This window comes from Pseudoxanthomonas sp. LjRoot127 (assembly GCF_964253495.1).
In the GTDB taxonomy this organism is placed as follows: domain Bacteria; phylum Pseudomonadota; class Gammaproteobacteria; order Xanthomonadales; family Xanthomonadaceae; genus Pseudoxanthomonas_A.
Map to the genome: position 1 here is coordinate 966,931 of NZ_CAXUQR020000001.1, position 18,986 is coordinate 985,916.

Annotated in this window: 25 protein-coding genes; 11 read left to right on the forward strand and 14 right to left on the reverse strand. The window is 67.3% G+C overall.

The window, feature by feature from the left end:
* The first annotated feature begins 15 nt into the window (after positions 1-15).
* The 3 genes from ACSQ19_RS04645 to ACSQ19_RS04655 all read left to right on the forward strand — a co-directional run bounded on the left by ACSQ19_RS04645 (position 16) and on the right by ACSQ19_RS04655 (position 2,842).
* Positions 16-765 (forward strand): SDR family oxidoreductase, encoded by a 750-nt coding sequence (locus tag ACSQ19_RS04645; protein WP_436000348.1) that lies wholly within the window; start codon positions 16-18, stop codon positions 763-765.
* Complete coding sequence (locus ACSQ19_RS04650; RefSeq protein ID WP_436000350.1) at positions 759-2,174, forward strand: efflux transporter outer membrane subunit; 1,416 nt, start codon at positions 759-761, stop codon at positions 2,172-2,174. Before ACSQ19_RS04645 ends, ACSQ19_RS04650 begins: the two co-directional genes overlap by 7 nt.
* A 149-nt stretch (positions 2,175-2,323) precedes the next feature.
* Positions 2,324-2,842: an acyloxyacyl hydrolase gene (locus ACSQ19_RS04655; protein ID WP_436000352.1), complete on the forward strand. Its 519-nt coding sequence runs from the start codon at positions 2,324-2,326 to the stop codon at positions 2,840-2,842.
* Positions 2,843-2,970: 128 nt separating this feature from the next.
* Here ACSQ19_RS04655 and ACSQ19_RS04660 read toward each other — a convergent pair whose 3' ends face one another.
* Together ACSQ19_RS04660 and ACSQ19_RS04665 are read right to left on the reverse strand one after the other, a co-directional pair.
* On the reverse strand, positions 2,971-3,528 hold the full coding sequence (locus tag ACSQ19_RS04660) for a lipocalin family protein (protein ID WP_436001103.1): 558 nt from the start codon (positions 3,526-3,528) through the stop codon (positions 2,971-2,973).
* Between the two features lie 108 nt (positions 3,529-3,636).
* Positions 3,637-3,990 (reverse strand): BON domain-containing protein, encoded by a 354-nt coding sequence (locus ACSQ19_RS04665; protein WP_436000354.1) that lies wholly within the window; start codon positions 3,988-3,990, stop codon positions 3,637-3,639.
* A gap of 167 nt (positions 3,991-4,157) precedes the next feature.
* Between ACSQ19_RS04665 and ACSQ19_RS04670 the strand changes: the two genes are divergently transcribed.
* Positions 4,158-5,198, forward strand: coding sequence for an oxidoreductase (locus ACSQ19_RS04670; protein WP_436000356.1), 1,041 nt, complete (start codon positions 4,158-4,160; stop codon positions 5,196-5,198).
* A 12-nt stretch (positions 5,199-5,210) separates the two neighbouring features.
* Here ACSQ19_RS04670 and ACSQ19_RS04675 read toward each other — a convergent pair whose 3' ends face one another.
* Positions 5,211-5,801 (reverse strand): HAD family hydrolase, encoded by a 591-nt coding sequence (locus ACSQ19_RS04675; RefSeq protein ID WP_436000358.1) that lies wholly within the window; start codon positions 5,799-5,801, stop codon positions 5,211-5,213.
* A gap of 4 nt (positions 5,802-5,805) precedes the next feature.
* The gene (soxR, locus tag ACSQ19_RS04680) at positions 5,806-6,282 is read right to left on the reverse strand and encodes a redox-sensitive transcriptional activator SoxR (RefSeq protein WP_435305041.1); all 477 of its coding nucleotides are present in this window, start codon (positions 6,280-6,282) and stop codon (positions 5,806-5,808) included.
* Positions 6,283-6,350: 68 nt separating this feature from the next.
* Here soxR and ACSQ19_RS04685 point away from each other — a divergent pair, with 68 nt between their 5' ends.
* The 3 genes from ACSQ19_RS04685 to ACSQ19_RS04695 are packed head-to-tail and all read left to right on the forward strand — an operon-like array spanning position 6,351 to position 8,822.
* Entirely contained in the window at positions 6,351-6,620 is a 270-nt protein-coding gene (locus ACSQ19_RS04685; protein WP_436000361.1) for an NADPH-dependent FMN reductase, read from the forward strand.
* 2 nt (positions 6,621-6,622) lie between these two features.
* On the forward strand, positions 6,623-6,922 hold the full coding sequence (locus ACSQ19_RS04690; protein WP_436000363.1) for an NADPH-dependent FMN reductase: 300 nt from the start codon (positions 6,623-6,625) through the stop codon (positions 6,920-6,922).
* Positions 6,923-6,974: 52 nt separating this feature from the next.
* Positions 6,975-8,822 carry an ABC transporter ATP-binding protein gene (locus tag ACSQ19_RS04695; RefSeq protein WP_436000365.1) on the forward strand — a complete coding sequence of 616 codons (1,848 nt, stop codon included), beginning with the start codon at positions 6,975-6,977 and terminating at the stop codon, positions 8,820-8,822.
* A 279-nt stretch (positions 8,823-9,101) separates the two neighbouring features.
* Here the strand turns inward: ACSQ19_RS04695 and ACSQ19_RS04700 are convergent, their stop codons facing one another.
* The 7 genes from ACSQ19_RS04700 to ACSQ19_RS04730 form a co-directional block, all read right to left on the reverse strand.
* Positions 9,102-9,536, reverse strand: coding sequence for a hypothetical protein (locus ACSQ19_RS04700; protein ID WP_436000367.1), 435 nt, complete (start codon positions 9,534-9,536; stop codon positions 9,102-9,104).
* A gap of 68 nt (positions 9,537-9,604) precedes the next feature.
* A complete protein-coding gene (locus ACSQ19_RS04705) occupies positions 9,605-10,915 on the reverse strand; it encodes a PQQ-dependent sugar dehydrogenase (protein WP_436000369.1) in 1,311 nt (436 codons plus the stop codon).
* Between the two features lie 73 nt (positions 10,916-10,988).
* The gene (locus ACSQ19_RS04710) at positions 10,989-11,183 is read right to left on the reverse strand and encodes a CPXCG motif-containing cysteine-rich protein (RefSeq protein ID WP_436000371.1); all 195 of its coding nucleotides are present in this window, start codon (positions 11,181-11,183) and stop codon (positions 10,989-10,991) included.
* Positions 11,183-11,470: a DUF3247 family protein gene (locus ACSQ19_RS04715; RefSeq protein ID WP_296282868.1), complete on the reverse strand. Its 288-nt coding sequence runs from the start codon at positions 11,468-11,470 to the stop codon at positions 11,183-11,185. The genes ACSQ19_RS04710 and ACSQ19_RS04715 overlap by 1 nt, the downstream gene beginning before the upstream one ends.
* A 62-nt stretch (positions 11,471-11,532) precedes the next feature.
* Positions 11,533-12,210, reverse strand: coding sequence for a type 1 glutamine amidotransferase domain-containing protein (locus ACSQ19_RS04720; RefSeq protein ID WP_436000373.1), 678 nt, complete (start codon positions 12,208-12,210; stop codon positions 11,533-11,535).
* Between the two features lie 57 nt (positions 12,211-12,267).
* A complete protein-coding gene (gene gnd / locus ACSQ19_RS04725; RefSeq protein ID WP_436000375.1) occupies positions 12,268-13,176 on the reverse strand; it encodes a phosphogluconate dehydrogenase (NAD(+)-dependent, decarboxylating) in 909 nt (302 codons plus the stop codon).
* Positions 13,177-13,213: 37 nt separating this feature from the next.
* On the reverse strand, positions 13,214-13,909 hold the full coding sequence (locus tag ACSQ19_RS04730; RefSeq protein WP_436000377.1) for an alpha/beta fold hydrolase: 696 nt from the start codon (positions 13,907-13,909) through the stop codon (positions 13,214-13,216).
* Between the two features lie 116 nt (positions 13,910-14,025).
* Here ACSQ19_RS04730 and ACSQ19_RS04735 point away from each other — a divergent pair, with 116 nt between their 5' ends.
* Together ACSQ19_RS04735 and ACSQ19_RS04740 are read left to right on the forward strand one after the other, a co-directional pair.
* Positions 14,026-14,925, forward strand: coding sequence for a TIGR01777 family oxidoreductase (locus ACSQ19_RS04735; RefSeq protein ID WP_436000379.1), 900 nt, complete (start codon positions 14,026-14,028; stop codon positions 14,923-14,925).
* A 355-nt stretch (positions 14,926-15,280) separates the two neighbouring features.
* Positions 15,281-15,751 (forward strand): N-acetyltransferase family protein, encoded by a 471-nt coding sequence (locus ACSQ19_RS04740; RefSeq protein ID WP_436000381.1) that lies wholly within the window; start codon positions 15,281-15,283, stop codon positions 15,749-15,751.
* A 118-nt stretch (positions 15,752-15,869) separates the two neighbouring features.
* Here ACSQ19_RS04740 and ACSQ19_RS04745 read toward each other — a convergent pair whose 3' ends face one another.
* The 3 genes from ACSQ19_RS04745 to ACSQ19_RS04755 all read right to left on the reverse strand — a co-directional run bounded on the left by ACSQ19_RS04745 (position 15,870) and on the right by ACSQ19_RS04755 (position 17,847).
* Positions 15,870-16,766, reverse strand: a complete 897-nt coding sequence (locus ACSQ19_RS04745) for an alpha/beta fold hydrolase (protein WP_299346841.1) — start codon at positions 16,764-16,766, stop codon at positions 15,870-15,872.
* A 38-nt stretch (positions 16,767-16,804) separates the two neighbouring features.
* The gene (locus tag ACSQ19_RS04750) at positions 16,805-17,197 is read right to left on the reverse strand and encodes a low affinity iron permease family protein (RefSeq protein WP_299346843.1); all 393 of its coding nucleotides are present in this window, start codon (positions 17,195-17,197) and stop codon (positions 16,805-16,807) included.
* Positions 17,198-17,373: 176 nt separating this feature from the next.
* Positions 17,374-17,847 carry a hypothetical protein gene (locus ACSQ19_RS04755; RefSeq protein WP_299346845.1) on the reverse strand — a complete coding sequence of 158 codons (474 nt, stop codon included), beginning with the start codon at positions 17,845-17,847 and terminating at the stop codon, positions 17,374-17,376.
* 198 nt (positions 17,848-18,045) lie between these two features.
* On the opposite strand from ACSQ19_RS04755, the gene ACSQ19_RS04760 reads away from it, so the two are divergent.
* Both ACSQ19_RS04760 and ACSQ19_RS04765 read left to right on the forward strand, forming a co-directional pair.
* Positions 18,046-18,405, forward strand: a complete 360-nt coding sequence (locus ACSQ19_RS04760; protein WP_436000384.1) for an MmcQ/YjbR family DNA-binding protein — start codon at positions 18,046-18,048, stop codon at positions 18,403-18,405.
* A gap of 120 nt (positions 18,406-18,525) precedes the next feature.
* Complete coding sequence (locus ACSQ19_RS04765) at positions 18,526-18,939, forward strand: VOC family protein (RefSeq protein WP_296282858.1); 414 nt, start codon at positions 18,526-18,528, stop codon at positions 18,937-18,939.
* Positions 18,940-18,986: the final 47 nt, after the last annotated feature.

The window sequence follows — 18,986 nt, forward strand, 5'->3', positions numbered from 1 at the left end:
TCACGAGGCAAAGCCATGAACACGTCATCCAAGATCGCGCTGGTCACCGGCGCCACCCGCGGCATCGGCCGTGAGACCGTCCGCCAACTGGCCGAAGCCGGCGTGCACACGCTGCTGGCCGGCCGCAACCGCGACAGGGCCGTGGAAGCCGCGCTGGACCTGCAGTCGCAGGGCCTGCCGGTGGAAGCGATCGCGCTGGACGTCACCGACAGCGCCAGCATCGCCGCCGCCGTGAAGGAGATCGAGCAGCGCCACGGCAGGCTCGACATCCTGGTCAACAATGCCGGCATTCTGGTCGACGATCCCACCCGGGGCGTCTCGGGCCAAGCGCTGGACACCTGGCGCACCACGTTCGACACCAACCTGTTCGGCCTGATCGAAACCACGCAGGCGTTCCTGCCGCTGCTGCGCAAGTCCGACGCCGGCCGCATCGTCAACGTGTCCAGCCTGCTGGGCTCGCTGTCGGAGCACCAGAACCCGGCGTCCTTCATCTACGACTTCAAGGGCGTGCCGGCCTACAACGTCTCCAAGAGCGCGGTGAACGCGTGGACCATCCACCTGGCGCACGAACTCAAGGACACCGGCATCAAGGTCAACACCATCCACCCCGGCTACGTGCAGACCGAGATGAACAAGTCCGGCGACCAGCAGAACGGCGAGCTCTCCGTGCCGGACGGCGCGCGCACCAGCGTGCAGCTGGCGCTGATCGGCAACGACGGCCCGACCGGTGGCTATTACTACTTCGACCAGGTGCTGCCATGGTGATCCGTCCGCTCGTCATCGCCGTCGCATCGGTGGTGCTGGCCGGTTGCGTCACCGTGGGTCCGGACTACGTGGCCCCGCAGACGGCACCTGCGGCGCTGGAGCAGGCGGGCACCGTCGACTACGTGGCCGACCATCCGGTCGCCACGTGGTGGAGCCAGTTCGACGACCCGGTGCTCGACCAGCTGGTGCGCGAAGCGCTGATCGCCAACCTTGACGTGCGCATCGCGGTTTCCCGTGTCAACGAGGCCCGCGCGGTGTTCTCCGAACGCCGCCTGGACCTCGCGCCGCACGTCACGATGGGCGTCGAAGGCACCCGCACCAAGCAGCCGGTGGAAGGCCAGGGCCGCGTGGAGACCGACAGTTACTCGGCCGGCTTCGATGCGGCGTGGGAACTCGACCTGTTCGGCCGCGTGCGCCGCAGCACCGAGGCCGCGCACGCGGACCTGCAGGCGCAGCGCAACGACCTGCAGGCGATGCAGGTGACGGTGGCCGCAGAAGTGGCGCGCAACTATTTCGAGTTGCGCGGCACGCAGCAGCGACTGGACGTGGCGCGTCGCATCCTGAAGACGCTGGGCGAAACGCAGCGCCTGACCGAGTCGCGCTTCGACTTGGGCGCCGGCAGCCAGCTGGAAGTACAGAGCAGCCTGGCCCGCGTGCGCGCGGTCGAAGCCGATGTCCCCCTGCTGGAAGCCGTCGAGGGCCAGTCGCGCCACCGGTTGGCCGTACTGGCGGGCAAGCGTCCCGGCGAGCTGGATTCGCTGCTTGCGCCGCGTCCCGCACCGGCCTTCGCCAAGGCCCTGCCGATCGGCGACACCACCGAGTTGTTGCGCCAGCGACCGGACGTGCGCGCGGCGGAGCGTCGCCTGGCGGCCGCGACCGCACGCGTCGGCGTCGCCACGGCGGATCTGTTCCCGCGGGTCAGCCTGCGTGGCTTCATCGGCTTCCTGTCCGGGGGCTGGGGCAACCTGGTCAACGGCGACAACCGCGCGTGGCAGGTCACGCCATCGATCAGCTGGGCTGCGTTCGACATGGGCAGCGTGCGTGCGCGGTTGCGCGCGAGCGAAGCACAGGCGGACGGCGTGGCGGCCCAGTACGAGAAGGCGGTTCTGGGCGCGCTGGAGGAAACGGAAAATGCCCTGCTCTCCTACGCCAAGCAGCAGGCGCAGCTGAAACTCCGGCTGGAACAATCCGTTGCCGCGCGCCGTGCGGCGGAGCTGGCCGAAGTCCGGTATCGTGCCGGCTCGTCGGATTTCCTGACGCTGCTGGATGCCCAGCGCACGCAGCTCGCCGCGGACGATGCGCTTGCGCAGGCCGAGGCCGGCGTCAACGTAGGGGTGGTGGCCATCTACAAGTCGCTGGGCGGCTGGGGCGAACAGGACGTCGTGCCTGCCCTGGCCGCACAGCCCTGAGCCGACCGTCACGCCGCCTCTCCGATAATCACGCGAACGCCGCGCCCCCGGCGCGGCCCCCTCTCCCCCTCCGAGTGTCATCCGTGTCCGTTACGCATCGTCGCGTCCCGCACCCTGCTTCGCCCGCCCCCTCCCTCCTCCCACTGTCCGTGCGCCGGCTGGCGCTCGCCGCGCTGTTGGCGCTGCCCGTGGCACCGGCCTTCGCGGCCGAGCCGCGCAGCGCGTGGTACGTGCAGGGCGGTATGGCCGAGGACGCACAATCGCTGACGGTCGGCATGAGCCGCGATTGGCGCTGGGAGAAGCAGTACCGCTACGGCCACATCAGTGGCCAGTGGCAGGGCGAAGTCGCGCGCTGGCACAGCGACAGCCAGAACAGCACGCAACTGGGCGTGACCCCGGCCCTGCGCTGGCGCCCGAACGGCTGGGACAACGGCTGGTTCGTCGAAGGCGGCATCGGCGTCAACGTCATCTTCCCCAAGTACGACACGCGGAAGAAGGAATTCAGCACCACATTCAACTTCGGCGACCACATCGCGATCGGCAAGCGCTTCGGCGCCGACCAGCAGCACGAGTGGTCGCTGCGCTTCCAGCACTTCTCCAACGGCCGGATAAGGAATCCGAACCCGGGCGAGAACTTCCTGCAGTTCCGCTACACGCAGCGGTTCTGAGGGCCATGGAGCCACGTGTGGGAGCGAGGTAAGTCGCGATCGCGAGACGCACGTACCACCCATCCTTCCGGCGCGACCAATCGCGACTTACGTCGCTCCCACAAATTCCGACGCCGCCTGGATGCGACCTACTTCAGCGGCGCCGCCACGATCAGCGGCGACAGGTCGTACCCCATGGCCTCGGCTTTCGCCTTGAGCTGTTCGAACTGCGCACGGTCCATCGACGGCTCGCGCGACAGGATCCACAGGTACTTGCGGTCCGGTTCGCCGACCATCGCCCACTGGTAGTCCGGATCGAGCGCGATCACCCAGTAGTCCGCCCACACCATGGGCAGCCACGACAGCCATTCGGGCGCGAAGCGCACCTCCAGCCTGCCGGGATGGCCCTCGACCGGACGTGCCTCCCCGGTCGACTGGTCCATGCTGCCGTCCTTCGTGCGGCATGCGTTCACCACGCTGATGGTGCCGGCCTTCTCGACGCCGTAACGCGCGGTAATGTCGCCCACGCACTGGCGCTGGAAGAACATGGGCAGATGTGCGATCTCGTGCCATTGACCCGCATAGCGGGCAATGTCGAGGTGCGGCACCGAGGTGACGGGTTCAGCGGCGTGCGCGGCGGTCATGCCGGCGGCCAGGCACAGGGCCAGCGCTGCGCGTGCGGCCAGGGAGCGATGTGTCATGCGGATGTCCCCTGTCGTGGGAAATGAGAACGGCTTACGGCACAGACAGAGAAGCGGATGCATCCTTCGCTGGGATGCACCCGCTTCGTGCCACACCGGTCGTGCAGAAAGGGATTACTTCGTAACCAGGGTCAGGCCACTGGCTTCGACCTTCTTCACGCCCTTGATCTGCTTGGCGACGGCGATCGCCTTGTCCTTCTGCGCCTGGCTGGCGACAGCGCCCGACAGCATCACGGTGCCGTCGACGGTCTCGACCTTGATGTCCAGGCCCGACACGTTCTCGGTTGCCAGCAGATCGGCCTTCACCTTGGTGGTGATCCAAGTGTCGGTCACCGGCTGGTTGGAATCGTTCTGGGTGTTCTCTTCCGGCTCATTCGGCGGGTTGTCGGCCATCGCCTGCGCGGCGGAGAACAGCAGGGCGGCGGACAGCGCGGCGGCCAACATCGAGCGGGTACGTGCATGGGTCATGATCGTCTCCTTGGTCGTGGTGCGGTCGCAGTGTCGGCGCCATCCCGTACAACACGCGTGAAGAACGCACACGTATCGGGACAGGTGTTGCAGGGGGTTCATGCTCGTGCACGTGAGGTCAACGCGGGCCTTCGCTTACCATGCGCGCAGACACGGGAGCATCGCGCATGGACAATCATCTGAATGTGGCGCTAGTCGGGTACGGCTTCGTCGGCAAGGTCTTTCATGCACCGCTGATCAACGCCACACCCGGTCTGCGGCTGCATGCCGTGGTATCGCGCGACGCCACCAAGGTGCATCGCGACTGGCCCGATGCGGTTGTCGTGGCAGACCCGCTGATGGCCTTTGCCGATCCGGCAGTGGACGTGGTGGTGATCGCATCGCCCAACGCGTCGCATGCGCCGCTCGCGATGGCTGCCCTGGGCGAAGGCAAGCACGTGGTGGTGGACAAGCCCTTCACGATCACGCTGCACGAAGCGCACGACGTGGTAGCGGCTGCATCGCGCGCCGGCCGCATCGTCAGCGTGTTCCAGAACCGGCGCTGGGACGCGGACTTCCTGACCGTGCAGCGCCTGGTCGGCGACGGCACGCTCGGCCGCATCGCGGAATTCCATTCGCACTTCGACCGTTTCCGCCCCGTCGTGCAGGACCGCTGGCGTGAACGCGACGAGCCCGGTGGTGGCCTCTGGTACGACCTGGGACCGCACCTGCTCGACCAGGCCCTCCAGCTGTTCGGCATGCCGGAAGCGATCAGCGTCGACGTCGCCCGGCTGCGCGATGGCGCGCAAGCGCCGGATTACGTCCACGCGACGCTGCGCTACCCGACGCTGCGCGTGCACCTGCATGCGGGCACACTGGTGGCGGGGAATGGGTTGCGCTTCGCCGTGCACGGTACGCACGGCAGCTACCTCAAGCACGGACTGGATGTGCAGGAAGACCAGCTGCGCGCGGGCGTGGTGCCCGGCGCGCCGGGCTGGGGCGTGGACACGCGTGCGGGCGAACTCGTGCGCGAGCGCGAGGGACGGCTCGTCGCGGAAGTCGCCCATGCCGAGGCCGGCGACTATCGCCGCTACTACGCCGGGTTCCGCGATGCCGTGCTGCAGGGCAGCGCGCCGCCGGTCACGCCGCAGCAGGCGCTGGACGTCATGCGGCTGATCGAACTGGGCGTGCGGAGCAGCGAAGAACAGCGCAGTCTTCCCGTGGCCTGATCCCGGCCCGATTCAGACGACCGCCTGCCCGCGATAGGTCCGGTGATGCGCCATCGCCAGCATGGCGTTGTCTTCGTGCGTATCGCCGTAGGCGTGGATGGCGGCGTAGGCCTGCGGGTCACACAGCGCGCGCACGCGGCGCACCTTCTCCTCGCCGACGCATTGCGCCCCGGCATAGCCGGTGATGCGCCCATTGCGTTCGGCCAACACCGAACACAGCAGTTCGACGCCCTGCGTTGCGCACCACGGCGCGAGATAGGCATCCAGCCCACCCGACACCACGACGATGCGATCGCCGCGCTCGCGGTGCCACGCCAGTCGCGCCATCGCCTCCGGACGCAGCACGCTCGGCAGCACCTCGCGCGCGAAGGCGTCGCCCTGCGCACGCAGGCGCGAGGCGTCCACCCCACGCAATCCCACCTGCACGATGCTGGCGCGGGTCGGATTGCCGGCCACCCAACCGCGCCGGTAGCCGAACACCACCGGCGCCAGCAGCACGCCGCCGACCAACAGCCGGGGCCGCGCCACGGCGTAGCGCATGAAATCCGGAAACGTCTCGCGCGTGGTCAGCGTGCCGTCGAAGTCGAAGAGCGCCAGATCCATCGGGTCAGCCCTCCGCTTCCAGCAACCGCGCCCCGGGTCCGTCCTCGCCCAGTTCGTCCCACGGATTGCGCAGCGGGCAGGCCTTCAACGACAGGCAGCCGCAGCCGATGCAGCCGTCGAGCTGGTCGCGCAGGCGGGTGAGGCTGGCGATGCGCGCATCGAGCGCGGCGTGCCAGCGCGCGGAGAGTTTCTTCCAGTCGGCGGCGGTCGGCGTGCGGTTTTCCGGCAGCGACGACAGCGCGGCCTGGATCTCCGCCAGCGGAATGCCGGTGCGCTGTGCCACCTTGATGACGGCCACGCGGCGCAGCACTTCGCGCGGATAGCGGCGCTGGTTGCCGGCGTTGCGCCAACTGTGGATCAGGCCCTTGGACTCGTAGAAGTGCAGCGTGGAGATGGCGACGCCCGCGCGCGCGGCGACCTGGCCGACCGTGAGCTCCGTTTCGATGGGAGGATGCTGTAGGGAATGCTGTTTTCCGGGCATGGTGCATTGACCTCAAGAATGGTTGAGGTTCTACCCTGCGTTTCCCCGTCCTGGCAAGCGCAGCGTCCATGTCCGACCCTCTCCACCTGGCCCTGCTGTATGGCAGCACGCGCGAAGGCCGTTTCTGCGACACCGTCGCCGACTGGTTGCGAGCGCAGCTGGCCCTGCGGCGCGACTACACCGTCGACGCCATCGATCCCGCCTTGCTCGATCTTCCGCACCGCCACGGCGGCGCACCGAGCGCCGACCTGGTGAATCTGCAACAACGCGTCTGGCGCGCCGACGCCTTCGTGGTGGTGGTGCCGGAGTACAATCATGGTTATCCATCCGCGTTGTAGTCGTGATCGATTCGGTCCAGGCCCACTGGCAGGCCAAACCGGTCGCGTTCGTCGCCTACGGGGGCCACAGCGGCGGCGTCCGCGCGGCGGAACAGCTGCGGCAAGTGTTCTCCGGCCTGCATGCGGTGCCGGTGCGCGATGGCGTGTATTTCAGCCAGGCGTGGGACCGCTTCGACGCTGGTGGTGGGCCGCGCGAAGGCGATGCCAGCGAACGCGCCGCACGCCGCATGCTGGACCAGCTCGCCTGGTACGGCCACGCGCTCCGCCAGGCGCGCGCGGCCTGGCCCTATCCCGCCGGCTGAGCCGGTACGTTTTCCCCGGCGCGCCGATGCGCGCCCACGATGGACCGACCCGATGTTCCGATTCTTCGAAACCCGCATCAATCCGTATCCGAAGGGCGAGCCGAGCACGCCGCCGCGGAAGCTGCTGCCGTTCCTGCTGCACTACTCGCGGCCGCTGCTGCCGTGGCTGGTGGCGATGTCGGTGCTGACCGGCGTGATTTCCGCGCTGGAGATCACCTTCTTCGACTACATGGGCCAGCTGGTCGACTGGATGGGCAGCACCGGCCGCGACAGTTTCCTGCAGGTGCATGGCCAGAAGCTGCTGTGGATGGCCGTGCTGGTGCTGGTGGCCTACCCGCTGCTGGTGCTGGTGCAGTCGCTGATCATCCACCAGACCATCTTCGGCAACTACCCGATGATCGCCCGCTGGCTGTCGCACCGCTACCTGCTGCGGCAGAGCGTGGGCTTCTTCCAGGACGAGTTCGCCGGGCGCATTTCGCAGAAGGTCATGCAGACCGCGCTGTCGATGCGCGAGACGGTGATGAAGCTGATGGACGTGTTCGTCTACGTCGTCGTCTACTTCGTCGGCACCGTGGTTCTGGTGGCGCAGGCCGATGTGTGGCTGGTGCTGCCGCTGGTGGTCTGGCTGGTCAGCTATCTGCTGCTGGTGTTCCACTTCGTGCCGCGCCTGCAGAAGGTGTCGATGGCGCAGTCGGATGCGCGCGCGCAGATGACCGGTCGCATCGTCGACAGCTACACCAACATCCAGACCATCAAGCTGTTCGCCCACACCATGCGCGAACAGGACTACGCCCGCGGCGCCATGGATGAGTTCATGGTCACCGTGCACGCGCAGATGCGGCTGGTCACCCAGCTGACCGTCAGCCTGCACACGCTCAATGCGTTCCTGCTGGCCAGCGTGGCCGGTGTGGCGATCTGGGCCTGGCTGCAGTCGTCGATCTCGATGGGCGCGATCGCCGTGGCCATCGCCCTGGTGATGCGCATCCGCTCGATGTCGGACTGGATCCTGTGGGAAGTCGCCGGGCTGTTCGAGAACATCGGCACGGTCGAGGACGGCATGGGCACGCTGGCGCAGCCGCTGGCCATCGCCGACACCAAGAACGCGAAGGACCTGGACGTCGCGCACGGCGAGATCCGCTTCGACCACGTGAAGTTCCACTACGGCCGCGAGGCCAAGGTGATCGACGACCTGTCGCTGGTGATCCAGCCGGGCGAGAAGGTCGGCATCGTCGGCCGCTCCGGTGCCGGCAAGTCGACGCTGGTGAACCTGCTGCTGCGCTTCTACGACGTGGAAGGCGGCCGCATCCTGATCGACGGCCAGGACGTGGCGCATGTCACCCAGGAATCGCTGCGCCGGAACATCGGCATGGTCACCCAGGACACCTCGCTGCTGCACCGCTCGATCCGCGACAACATCCGCTACGGCCGTCCCGACGCCACCGAAGAGGAACTGCTGCAGGCCTCCGAGCGCGCGCATGCCGACGAATTCATCCGCGGGCTCACCGATGCCAAGGGCCGCAGCGGCTATGACACCCAGGTGGGCGAGCGCGGCGTGAAGCTCTCCGGCGGCCAGCGCCAGCGCGTGGCGATCGCGCGCGTGCTGCTGAAGGATGCCCCGATCCTGGTGCTGGACGAAGCGACCTCCGCGCTGGATTCGGAAGTCGAGGCCGCCATCCAGGAACAGCTCTACGCGCTGATGGAAGGCAAGACCGTCATCGCCATCGCGCACCGCCTGTCCACCATAGCCGTGCTCGACCGCCTGATCGTGATGGACGGCGGCCGCGTGATCGAAAGCGGCAGCCACGAGGAACTGCTCCAGCAGGACGGTCTTTATGCCGCGCTGTGGCGCCGCCAGTCCGGCGGTTTCATCGGCGTGGATCTGGAAGACGTCGAGGCGTAATGCTTCATGCCTCACCTGCTTCAGCGGGAAGACGATTACATCCCCCTCTCCCCGTGAAACGGGGAGAGGGTGCCGAAGGCGGGTGAGGGGTGACGAAGCCAGCGGCATTGATGCGGCATCGCACCCTCCGACGTGGTCATGCCAAAGCGCAGTGCTTTCCTGGTCCGTCATCGCGCGCGCCCCTCATCCGGCCTCCGGCCACCTTCTCCCCGCCGCGCGGGGAGAAGGGAACAAAAAAGCCGCCGGCTTCCCGGCGGCTTTTTCTTTATCCAGCGACGCTCAGGACAACCAGCCGCGCGCCTTCGCCTTGTTGGCGTACCACAGCAGGAACAGCGCGATCAGCAGTAGCACCACCGGCATCATCAGTCCGACGGGACCATACGCGGCCCATGCCGGCGTCACCACATAGGCACCGATCATCTGCACCAGCAGGGCGATCAGCGACAGCAGGAACATGGTGCCCGCCCAGCGCTTCTTCATCAGCAGCCCCAGCGCACCCAGCACGCCACCGAATACCGCCACCGCGAACACGATGTTGATCCAGCCGGGCGTACCCTCGTACACCTGCCGTTGCGCCTCCGGCATCGCCGCCAGTTGTTCGGGCGTCATGCTGACCTGCAGGTACCACATGGCCACGCCGATCAGATTCCAGACCAGCGCGAACACCGCGACAATCCAGTAACCCACCGAGCGCTTCGTCGCTGTCGTCGTCATCATTGCCCTCCCCAGGGTCGTTGTCGGAACCGGGGATGAGCATAGCGCCGGGACATGCGATACCGCCGTTACGGTCCGCCGGTCGGCGCTACCCGCCACACGACATTGCCCACGTCATCGGCCAGCAGCACGCCATTGCGCGCGTCCACCGCCACGCCCACAGGCCGTCCACGCGCGTTGCCGTCGGCGTCGAGGAAGCCGGTCAGCACGTCCACCGGCATCCCCTGCGGACGGCCACCGGCAAAGCGCACGAACACCAGCGTGTAGCCGGCGGGATCGCGACGGTTCCAGGATCCATGCTCGCCGATGAAGGCGCCACCCTGCAGCGCCGCCGGCCAGCCCGCGCCGTCATGGAAGGCCAGCCCGAGCGCCGCGACATGCGCCCCCAGTGCATAGTCCGGCGCGATGGCGCGCGCCACCAGATCCGGACGCGGCGGTTCGACGCGCGTATCCACATGCTGGCCGTAGTAGCTGTACGGCCACCCGTAGAACGCGCCTTCGCGCACCGAAGTCAGGTAGTCCGGCACCAGTGCGTCGCCGAGTTCGTCCCGCTCGTTGACCACGGTCCACAGCGCACCGGTCTGCGGCTCCCATGCCAGTCCGACCGGATTGCGCAGGCCACCCGCGAACACGCGGCGCGCGCCGGTCGCGATCTCCACCTGCAGCACCGCCGCACGGTCGACCTCCATGCCCATGCCGTTCTCGCCGACGTTGCTGTTGGACCCGACACCGACATAGAGGAACCTGCCGTCCGCGCTGGCCAGCAGGCTCTTGGTCCAGTGATGGTTGAGCGGGCCACCCGGCAGGTCGACCAGTTTCACCGGCGTGGCGTCACTGCGGGTCTGTCCGTTGCGATACGGCACGCTGACGATGGCATCGGCATTGGCGATGTACAGGCGGCCGTCGACCAGCGACATGCCGAACGGCGACATCAGGTTGGCGAGGAATACGTCACGCACCTCCGCCACGCCATCCCTGTCCGCGTCCCGCAGCAGCGTGATGCGATTGGCGCTGGGCACGGCGGCGCCGGCCTTCTTCATCGTGCGTTTCATGAACCAGGTGCGCAGCCCTTTCTTTTCGGCCGGCTTCGGTGGCGCGTTCGTTTCGGCGACCAGCACGTCGCCGTTCGGCAACACGTACAGCCAGCGCGGATGGTCCAGTCCGCGGGCGAAGGCGGTGACCCGCAGGCCAGGGGCCGGCGTGGGGGCGGTCCCCTCCGGCCAACCCACGGCGGGCGCCACGTTGACGGTGGGAATCCAGCGCTGCGACGGTGCGGGCAAGGCGGGCTGCGGCCCGGTCTCGCTGGGCGCCTGCGCATGGCTGGAACACGACAGGCAGCCCAGCAGCAACCACGGCAACAGGCAGCGGATCATCGTCATCGCACGCACTCCCGAGAGGAAGCGGCGAGCCTAGGCGCGCCGGTGCGAACGCGGCGTCAACCTGCCTGCCGGCTCAGGCGTCGTCCTGCCCCCACGCATCGACTTCGACCGTGCCGTCATCGTCGACACGCACGCGCACCTCGATCGGCTTGCAGCACACGTGGCAGTCTTCGATGTACTGCTGGTCGCCGCCCGAATCGTCCACCACCAGCGTGATGGTCTCGCCACAGTAAGGGCAGTCGATGTCGAAGGCGGGCAGGTGCGGCATCAGGCCGATCCCAGCGCGGTGACGGACGCGATGCGGTCCAGCCACAGGTAGTGGGTGACGTCGGGCCGCGTGTGGTCCTCGATGCGGACGACCGCGTTGAATCCCTCTCCGCCCTGCGCATCGCGGAAGACCTGCACCGTCGGACGCGCGGGCACCACGCCGGTGATCGTGCCGCCATCGGTGAGCACGATCTCCACCCTTGCTTCGTCCGGCAGTTGGCCTATCAGCGCCTCCATGCGCGCGATGTCGGCCTGCTGCGTGTAGAGGTGCCCTGGCCCATCCGTCATGTCGTGCTCCTGCGATCGGTGACGCACCCTAGTCCTTCCGGAGTAAGGCGCCGTGAATGGCGTCAGCGCAGCAGCCGCAGCACCTCGTGGGCCGCTGCTTCCGACGAAGCGGGGTTCTGCCCCGTCACCAGCCGGCCATCGGTCACCACGTACGACTGCCACACCGTCCCGCGCTCATAGCGTGCCCCGTTCCGCTTCAACGCGTCTTCCAGCGAGAACGGCACGATGTCGGTCAAGCCGACCGCCGCTTCCTCTTCATCGGAAAACCCGGTCACGCGCTTGTCCTTCACCAGCGGCTCGCCCAGGGCGCCACGCGGGTGGCGGAACACGGCGGGGCCGTGGCACACCGCCGCCACCGGCTTGCCGGCCGAGAAGGTCTGTTCGATCAGCCGGATGGAATCCGCATCCTCGGCGAGGTCCCACATCGGGCCGTGTCCGCCGGGGTAGAACACCGCGTCGAATTCCGCGTCCACCACGTCCTTCAATGGCCGAGTGTTGGCCAGCGCCGAGAGCGCCTCGGCATCTTCGTTGAAGCGCACGGTGGCAGCCGTCTGCGCGTCGGGGGCATCGCTCTTCGGGTCCAGCGGCGGCTGGCCGCCCTTCGGCGAGGCCAGCACGATGTCGGCACCGGCTTCCTTGAACACGTAGTACGGCGCGGCGAATTCCTCCAGCCAGAAGCCGGTCTTCTGCCCGGTCTCGCCCAGGCGGTCGTGCGAGGTCAGCACCATCAGGATCTTCATCGGCATCTCCTGCAATCGGGCGCACAGGCTAGCGCCGGATGCGATAAGACCGGGTGATCAGTCCGCCTTCTTCACGGCATGGCCGCCGAACTCGTTGCGCATCGCCGACAGCAGCTTGTCGGCATAGGCGTCGTGTTCGCGCGAGCGCAGGCGCTCCAGCAGCGACATCGTGATCACCGGCGCGGACACGTCCAGGTCGATCGCCTCGGCCACCGTCCAGCGGCCCTCGCCGGAGTCCGCCACATACGGGGCGATACCGTCCATCGTCGGGTTCTTCTTCAAGGCATCGGCGGTCAGGTCGAGCAGCCACGAACGCACCACGCTCCCGTGCCGCCAGATCTCCGCCAGTCCCGCCAGGTCGAAGTCCATCGCCGCCTTCTTCTCCAGGATGGCGAAGCCTTCGGCGTAGGCCTGCATCATTCCGTACTCGATGCCGTTGTGGATCATCTTGGCGAAGTGGCCCGCGCCGCTCGGCCCCACCCGTCCCCAGCCGGTCTGCGGCGTGGGCGCGAGCGTGGCGAATACCGGCGCCAGCGCATGCGCCGCATCCACGTCGCCGCCGATCATCAGGCTGTAGCCTTCGGCCAGCCCCCACACACCGCCGCTGGTGCCGCAATCGAGGTAGTGGATGCCGGCGGCGCCGAGTTCCAGCGCGCGGCGCTGGCTGTCCTTGTAGTGGGAGTTGCCACCGTCGATGACGACGTCGCCCGCGCCGAGCAGCGGGCGCAGCTGCGCCAGCGTGTCGTCCACCACCGGTCCGGCGGGCACCATCAGCCACACTACGCGCGGCGAAGGCAGCGCCGCCACGGCGTTCTGCAGGCTGGCATGCGGCACGATGCCGCGCGCTTCGGCCTGCTGGCGCGCCGCCTCGCCCGGATCGTAGCCGCGCACGGCATGGCCGCCGCGCACCAGCCGTTCGGCCATGTTGGCGCCCATGCGCCCGAGTCCGATCATCGCCAGTTCCATGTGTACTCCCGGGTATCTGCAGAAGGAAAGAAAGGGGTCATGCCGTCAGCCACTCGCGCAGCACGGCCGTGGTGTCCTGCGGTACTTCCATCGGCGGCAGGTGGCCGCAGCGCGGGAACACGTGCAGGCGTGCGCCGGGAATGCGGGCATGCATCAGCCGGGTTTCCTCCGGCAGCGTCATGCGATCGTCCTCGCCCACGCCGAGCAGGGTGGGCACGGCGATGGTGGGCAGCAGCGGTTCCGAATCGGGGCGGTCGAGGATGGCACGCTGCTGGCGCAGGAAGGCCTCGCGCCCGACGCGCTGCGCCATCGCCATCACGTCCTCGCCCACGTCGCTGTCCACGCGGCTTTCGTGCACCAGCTGCGGCAGCAGCTTGCGGGTGACGCCGGCGAAGCGCCCGGCCTCCGCCAGCGCCAGCCCGGCCTGACGCACCAGCCGGCGCTTGGGGGGATCCAGCCGCGCGCTGGTGTCCAGCAGCGCCAGCCGCGCGACGCGCTCCGGTGCCTGCCGCAGGATCTCGAACGCCACGTAGCCCCCCATCGACAACGCCGCCAGCGCGAACACGGGTGGCGCGGTCGCCAGCACGCGGGCGGCCATGCCGGCCACGCTGTCGTCCCGGGTCAGGTCGGCCTGGTGCACCGGGGCGATGTCGGCGAGCGCCTCGGCAGGGTCGCGCCACAGGCGCGCGTCGCACAGCAGGCCGGGCAGCAGGAGCAGGGGAAGCGGTGGCATGCGCCTAGTGTAGTGACCACGCCCGGGCAGGACCGTCGCCCGCCCTCCACGGTCCGTTCCACATCCGCAACACACGCCCCTGCGTATGCTGCCCCGGATTCCCCGCGAGACCGCGCATGCATGTCCTGATCACCGGCGGTACCGGCTTCATCGGCCAGGCGCTCTGTGCCCGGCTGCTGCAGGCCGGCCACACTCTGAGCGTGCTCACCCGCGACCCCACCCGTGCGCGCGGCACACTGCCGGCACCGGTGCGGACGCTGGCCACGCTGGAAGACGCGCGCGACGTGGAAGCGGTGGTCAACCTGGCCGGCGAACCGCTGATGGCCGGCCGCTGGAATGCGTCGCGCAAGGCCATCTTCCGCGCGTCCCGCCTCGACACCACGCGCAGCCTGATCGCCTGGATGGCGCGCCAGTCGGTACGACCGCGCGTGCTGGTGTCGGGTTCGGCCATCGGCTACTACGGCCCGCGCGGCGATGAAGCGCTGGACGAGTCGGCCACCCCGGGCGACGACTTCGCGGCCCACCTGTGCCGCGACTGGGAAACCGAGGCCATGCAGGCCGAAGGTCTGGACGTACGCACCTGCCGCGTGCGAACCGGCATCGTGCTCGGCACCGACGGCGGCGCACTGGCGAAGATGCTGCCGCCTTTCCGGCTGGGCGTCGGTGGACCGATGGGCGACGGCCGGCAGTGGATGAGCTGGATCCATCGCGACGATCTGGTCGGCATGATCCGATGGCTGCTGGAACGCGACCAGACCGGCGGTGCCTACAACGGCACCGCACCCGAGCCGGTGACCAACCGCGACTTCGCCCGTACCCTGGGCAAGGCGCTGCATCGCCCCGCCCTGTTGCCGACCCCGGCGTTCGCGCTGAAGGCGGGATTCGGCGAAATGTCGCAGCTGCTGCTGACCGGCCAACGCGTGCTGCCCGCACACGCGCTGGCCGAGGGATTCACGTTCCGGTTTCCGACGCTGGACGCAGCGCTGGACGACCTGCTGCATGACCCGGTCGACTGATCACGGGATGCGCGAGGCTTTCCGGCGCTCGCGACAGGCTTGGTGAGAGAAGAACGGACCTCCTTGGTCCTCGCGACACCCTTAGTGAGAGAAGAACGGACCTCTTTCGTCCTCACGACACCCTTAGTGAGAGAAGAACGGAGCTCTCTGGTCCTCATGACACCCTTAGTGAGAGAAGAACGGACCTCTTTCGTCCTCGCGACACCCTTAGTGAGAGAAGAACGGACCTCTTTCGTCCTCGCGACACCCTTAGTGAGAGAAGAACGGACCTTTTCAGCGCCTGCGTCGGGCCATGTGTGAGTAGAGGCAGGCAGAATGGCGGCCAACACCGCCCTCAGTACCCCGTCGCATGCCCATGCTCCGTCGCTACCGACCCGCTGACGCGACCGCGCTGACCGACCTCTACGTCCGTTCAGTGCGGCACTACGGACCCCGCGCGTACACGCCCGAACAGGTCGACGCATGGGCGGCCACCGCCGACAGTGCGCGCACGGCAGCACGCTGCAGCGACGGCCGCGTCGTGGTGGTCGCACAGGACCAGGCCGGCACCGTGCTCGGCTTTGCCGAACTGGAAACCGACGGCCACCTGGACATGCTGTACGTCGCACCGGATGCGGAAGGGCTGCGCCTCGGTACCCTGCTTTACACCGCCCTCGAAACACAGGCGCGCGATCTTGGCCTGCACCGCCTGTTCGTCGAGGCCAGCGAACTCGCCCGCCCCCTGTTCGAACGGCAGGGTTTCACCCTCCTCGGCCGGAATGATCGGGTGCTGGCAGGCGTGGACATCCACAACTACCGGATGGAAAAGCGGTTGGCGCCGCGATGAAACCACCGCCATCGCCCCGCCCCGTCGTAGGCTGGGACGAAGCGAAGCGTAATCCAAGCATCCATGGATGGTGATGCGGCCCGGACAACGATGCATCGCGATCCCCACACGCTGACGCCTAGTCCAGCTCCCCACTCGCAATGCCTTGCCCGGCGCCCCGCAGGAATTCATGCAGGTGATCGTGTCCATCCGCCCGCAGGCCGTGGTCGGCTCCGGGATAAACGACCAGCCCGATGTTCTGCTTCCCCGCCGCATGCGCGGCGCGCAGCAGGTCCTGCGCAGAGGCGGCCGGCACGCTGCGGTCGCGTTCGCCGACGCCGATCAGGACAGGAATCCGAAGAGCCAGGTAGTCGCCCTGCGGCGCGTGATCGAACGTATCGAACCAGTAGCGGTGCGCATGACCCAGCCAGAAAGAATCTGTGCTGTCCGGTGTGCGCGCGATGGCCCTCCATGCAGCCTCGACGACGTCGGCGCCCATCAGCGCGGACAGGTTCTCGCGCATGCTCCAGCCGCCATCGCCGACCACGATCAGATGCGTCACATCGGCGCGCGCACGCGCGACCCGGGCGGCCAGCGCGCCACCTTCCGAACCGCCGACCAGGACCACCTGCTTCCAGCGCCCGGGCTGCGCCTCCAGTGTCCGCGACAGGAAGTCCATGTAGTCGGACATCCACTGGCGGGGAGTATCGTGGACATTGAACAGGGACGAGCAGGTCGCAACGCCGCCATCGCCGATCGCTCCCGGAGCGACATGCCGTTTGTCGAGCGCCACGTAGCGTGCATCGATGCCCAAGCCGTCTGCCAGGCGGGGAAGCCACTGCTGTCCCAGATCCGTGCAGCCCGATCCGCCGTAGGTGGCCACCAGCGTGTCCACCTTGGCGGCGTCGCCGACCACGATCTCGTGCACACGTGCTTCGCCCCCGTCGGCGAAGCGGAAGGTCGCGGTCTTCGCAATCGGCTGTGCCGCCGCCCAGCAAGGCAGCAGTGACAGCATCAGGCAGGCGATACGCTTCATGTCAGTCCCACTCCGCAGTTCGGTACAGACGCACATCCTCAACGCAGCCGACGTGCCTGCTGCGCATCGCGTGCTTCGCGTGCCATCCGTTCATAGCGTTCGCGCAGCGCGTCGAGTTCCTTCTCTTCCAGTTCTTCCAGGTCGAGTAGCGCGTTGTTCGCACTGCGCGAAACACGGATCAGTTCATCCAGCTTGATCTGCATCGCCTCGGTGTCGCGGTTCTGGGTGTTCTGGATCAGGAAGACCATGAGGAAGGTGATGATGGTCGTGCCGGTATTGATCACCAGCTGCCAGGTATCGCTGAACTTGAACAGCGGTCCGGTGACCGCCCACACCGCGATGATGCCCAGCGCCAGCGCAAAGCAGGCCGGTCGGCCGGTGAACGTGGAGGCCTTCTTGGCGAGGCGGGTGAAGGCGGATGGGGCAGTCATGACGGGCTCCGTGTGAAACCGAAACAGGGCTCAGAGTACCTTTTCCAGATCGCCATGCATCTTCAGAACCGCACCGTGCCTTTCGCTTCCGGCTGACTGATCACAACAAGGCCCGCTGATGCGGGCCTTATGCTTTAGAGAAGAAGGAAAAAACTACTCTGACCCCTGTCTCGGAGTCAGTCGAGAGATGCCGCCTTAAAAGGCACCCAATCAGTTCGAGATACAACTTCATTGCCTGCAACCAGCAAAGCTCTGAACAGGTACTCCTCTTCTGGAGTAAGGCAGCGCGTGGCTGTCAGCGCCGTCAACTGAACGCGCAGGACTACTTCGTCGCCAGGCGACAATGACAAACGAGATCCGGTGCCTACGTAGTCAAGGTAACCGCACGGCGCGACAACCACTCCGCCAGGACGCGCAACTTCCACCTTGACAGAAGACTCCGCACTCAGACTAAACAAGCGGTCATCAATCACCAGCGCATCTTCAGATCTGTTACTGACAGTAACTATGAACTCTTTTCCTTCGACAGTATCAACTTCGACGTCCGTGCCATATCGCTTACAGGAAAGAAGAGATGCGACACACGCCAACGCCATAAGAAAACACAACACCGTCGACTGCGAAGCGACACTTTTTCTCACTGCACTCATCTTGAATGCTCCCGATTTTCCGAAACCGAAACAGGGCTCAGAGTACCTTTTCCATGTCGCCACACGTCGCCAGAATTCAGGCGCAAGCGACGGTGTACTCCGCGGGCTGCAACGGCGGCATCCGCTCTAGGACACCCGCCGCCCTCGACCCACACCGTCCGCACACCATGCAACCCATCGCGGCGCTAGCATCCATGCATGGACGTCGCCGCCCTCAAACGCCACTGCCGTTCCCTTCCCGGCTCCGTGGAGGAATTGCACGCACCGCCCGCCAACATCCTGGTGTATGCCGTCGGCGGCAAGCGCTTCGCCTACTTCAAGACCAGTGAACCGGAGCGCTGGCGCTTCAGCGTCAAGGTCTCGCCGGAGCGCTTCCTGGAGCTGACCGACCAGCCCCGCATCAAGCCGGCGCGCTGGCTGGGGCACCACCGCTGGGTCACGGTCGTGGACGTGTCCTCCGTGCCCAGCGCCTACCTCACGGAGCTGGTGGCGTGGTCGTACCGCCATGCCTTCGCGCGACTGACCCGCCGCCAGCGGGCCGACATCGGGGTCCTGTGAGGGCGGCGCATGGCGAATCCCTCTTCACTGCCGACGTTGTCGATCCCGGCCCTGCCGGTTCGTCGGAAGACATGAGCAGGCCATGCCGGCCCTGCATCCGTCCCACCCCTGGAGTCCACCATGAACGTCAATCCCTACCTGATCCTCAATGGCACCTGCGAAGCTGCCTTCACCTTCTACGCGCAGGCCACCGGCGGCACGCTGGGGCCCATGATGCGGTTCGATGGTGCGGAAGGCTGCGAGAACATGCCTGCCGAGCACCGGCAGAAGATCATGCATACCAACATCACGTTCGGGCAGACGGTGCTGATGGGCTCGGACAACCATCCCGACTACCCGTGCGAAGCGATCAAGGGCTTTTCGGTGTCGCTGTCGGTGGACAGCATCGCCGATGCCGAGCGCATCTTCGCCGCGCTGTCGGACGGTGGGCAGGTGAACATGCCGCTGGCGCAGACGTTCTGGGCGGTGCGGTTCGGCATGCTGGTCGACAAGTTCGGCGTGCCGTGGATGATCAACTGCGAAAAGGATGCGTGATGGCGGCGGAGGCGTGTCGTGGACACCGTGACGCCCTCCTTCGCTGC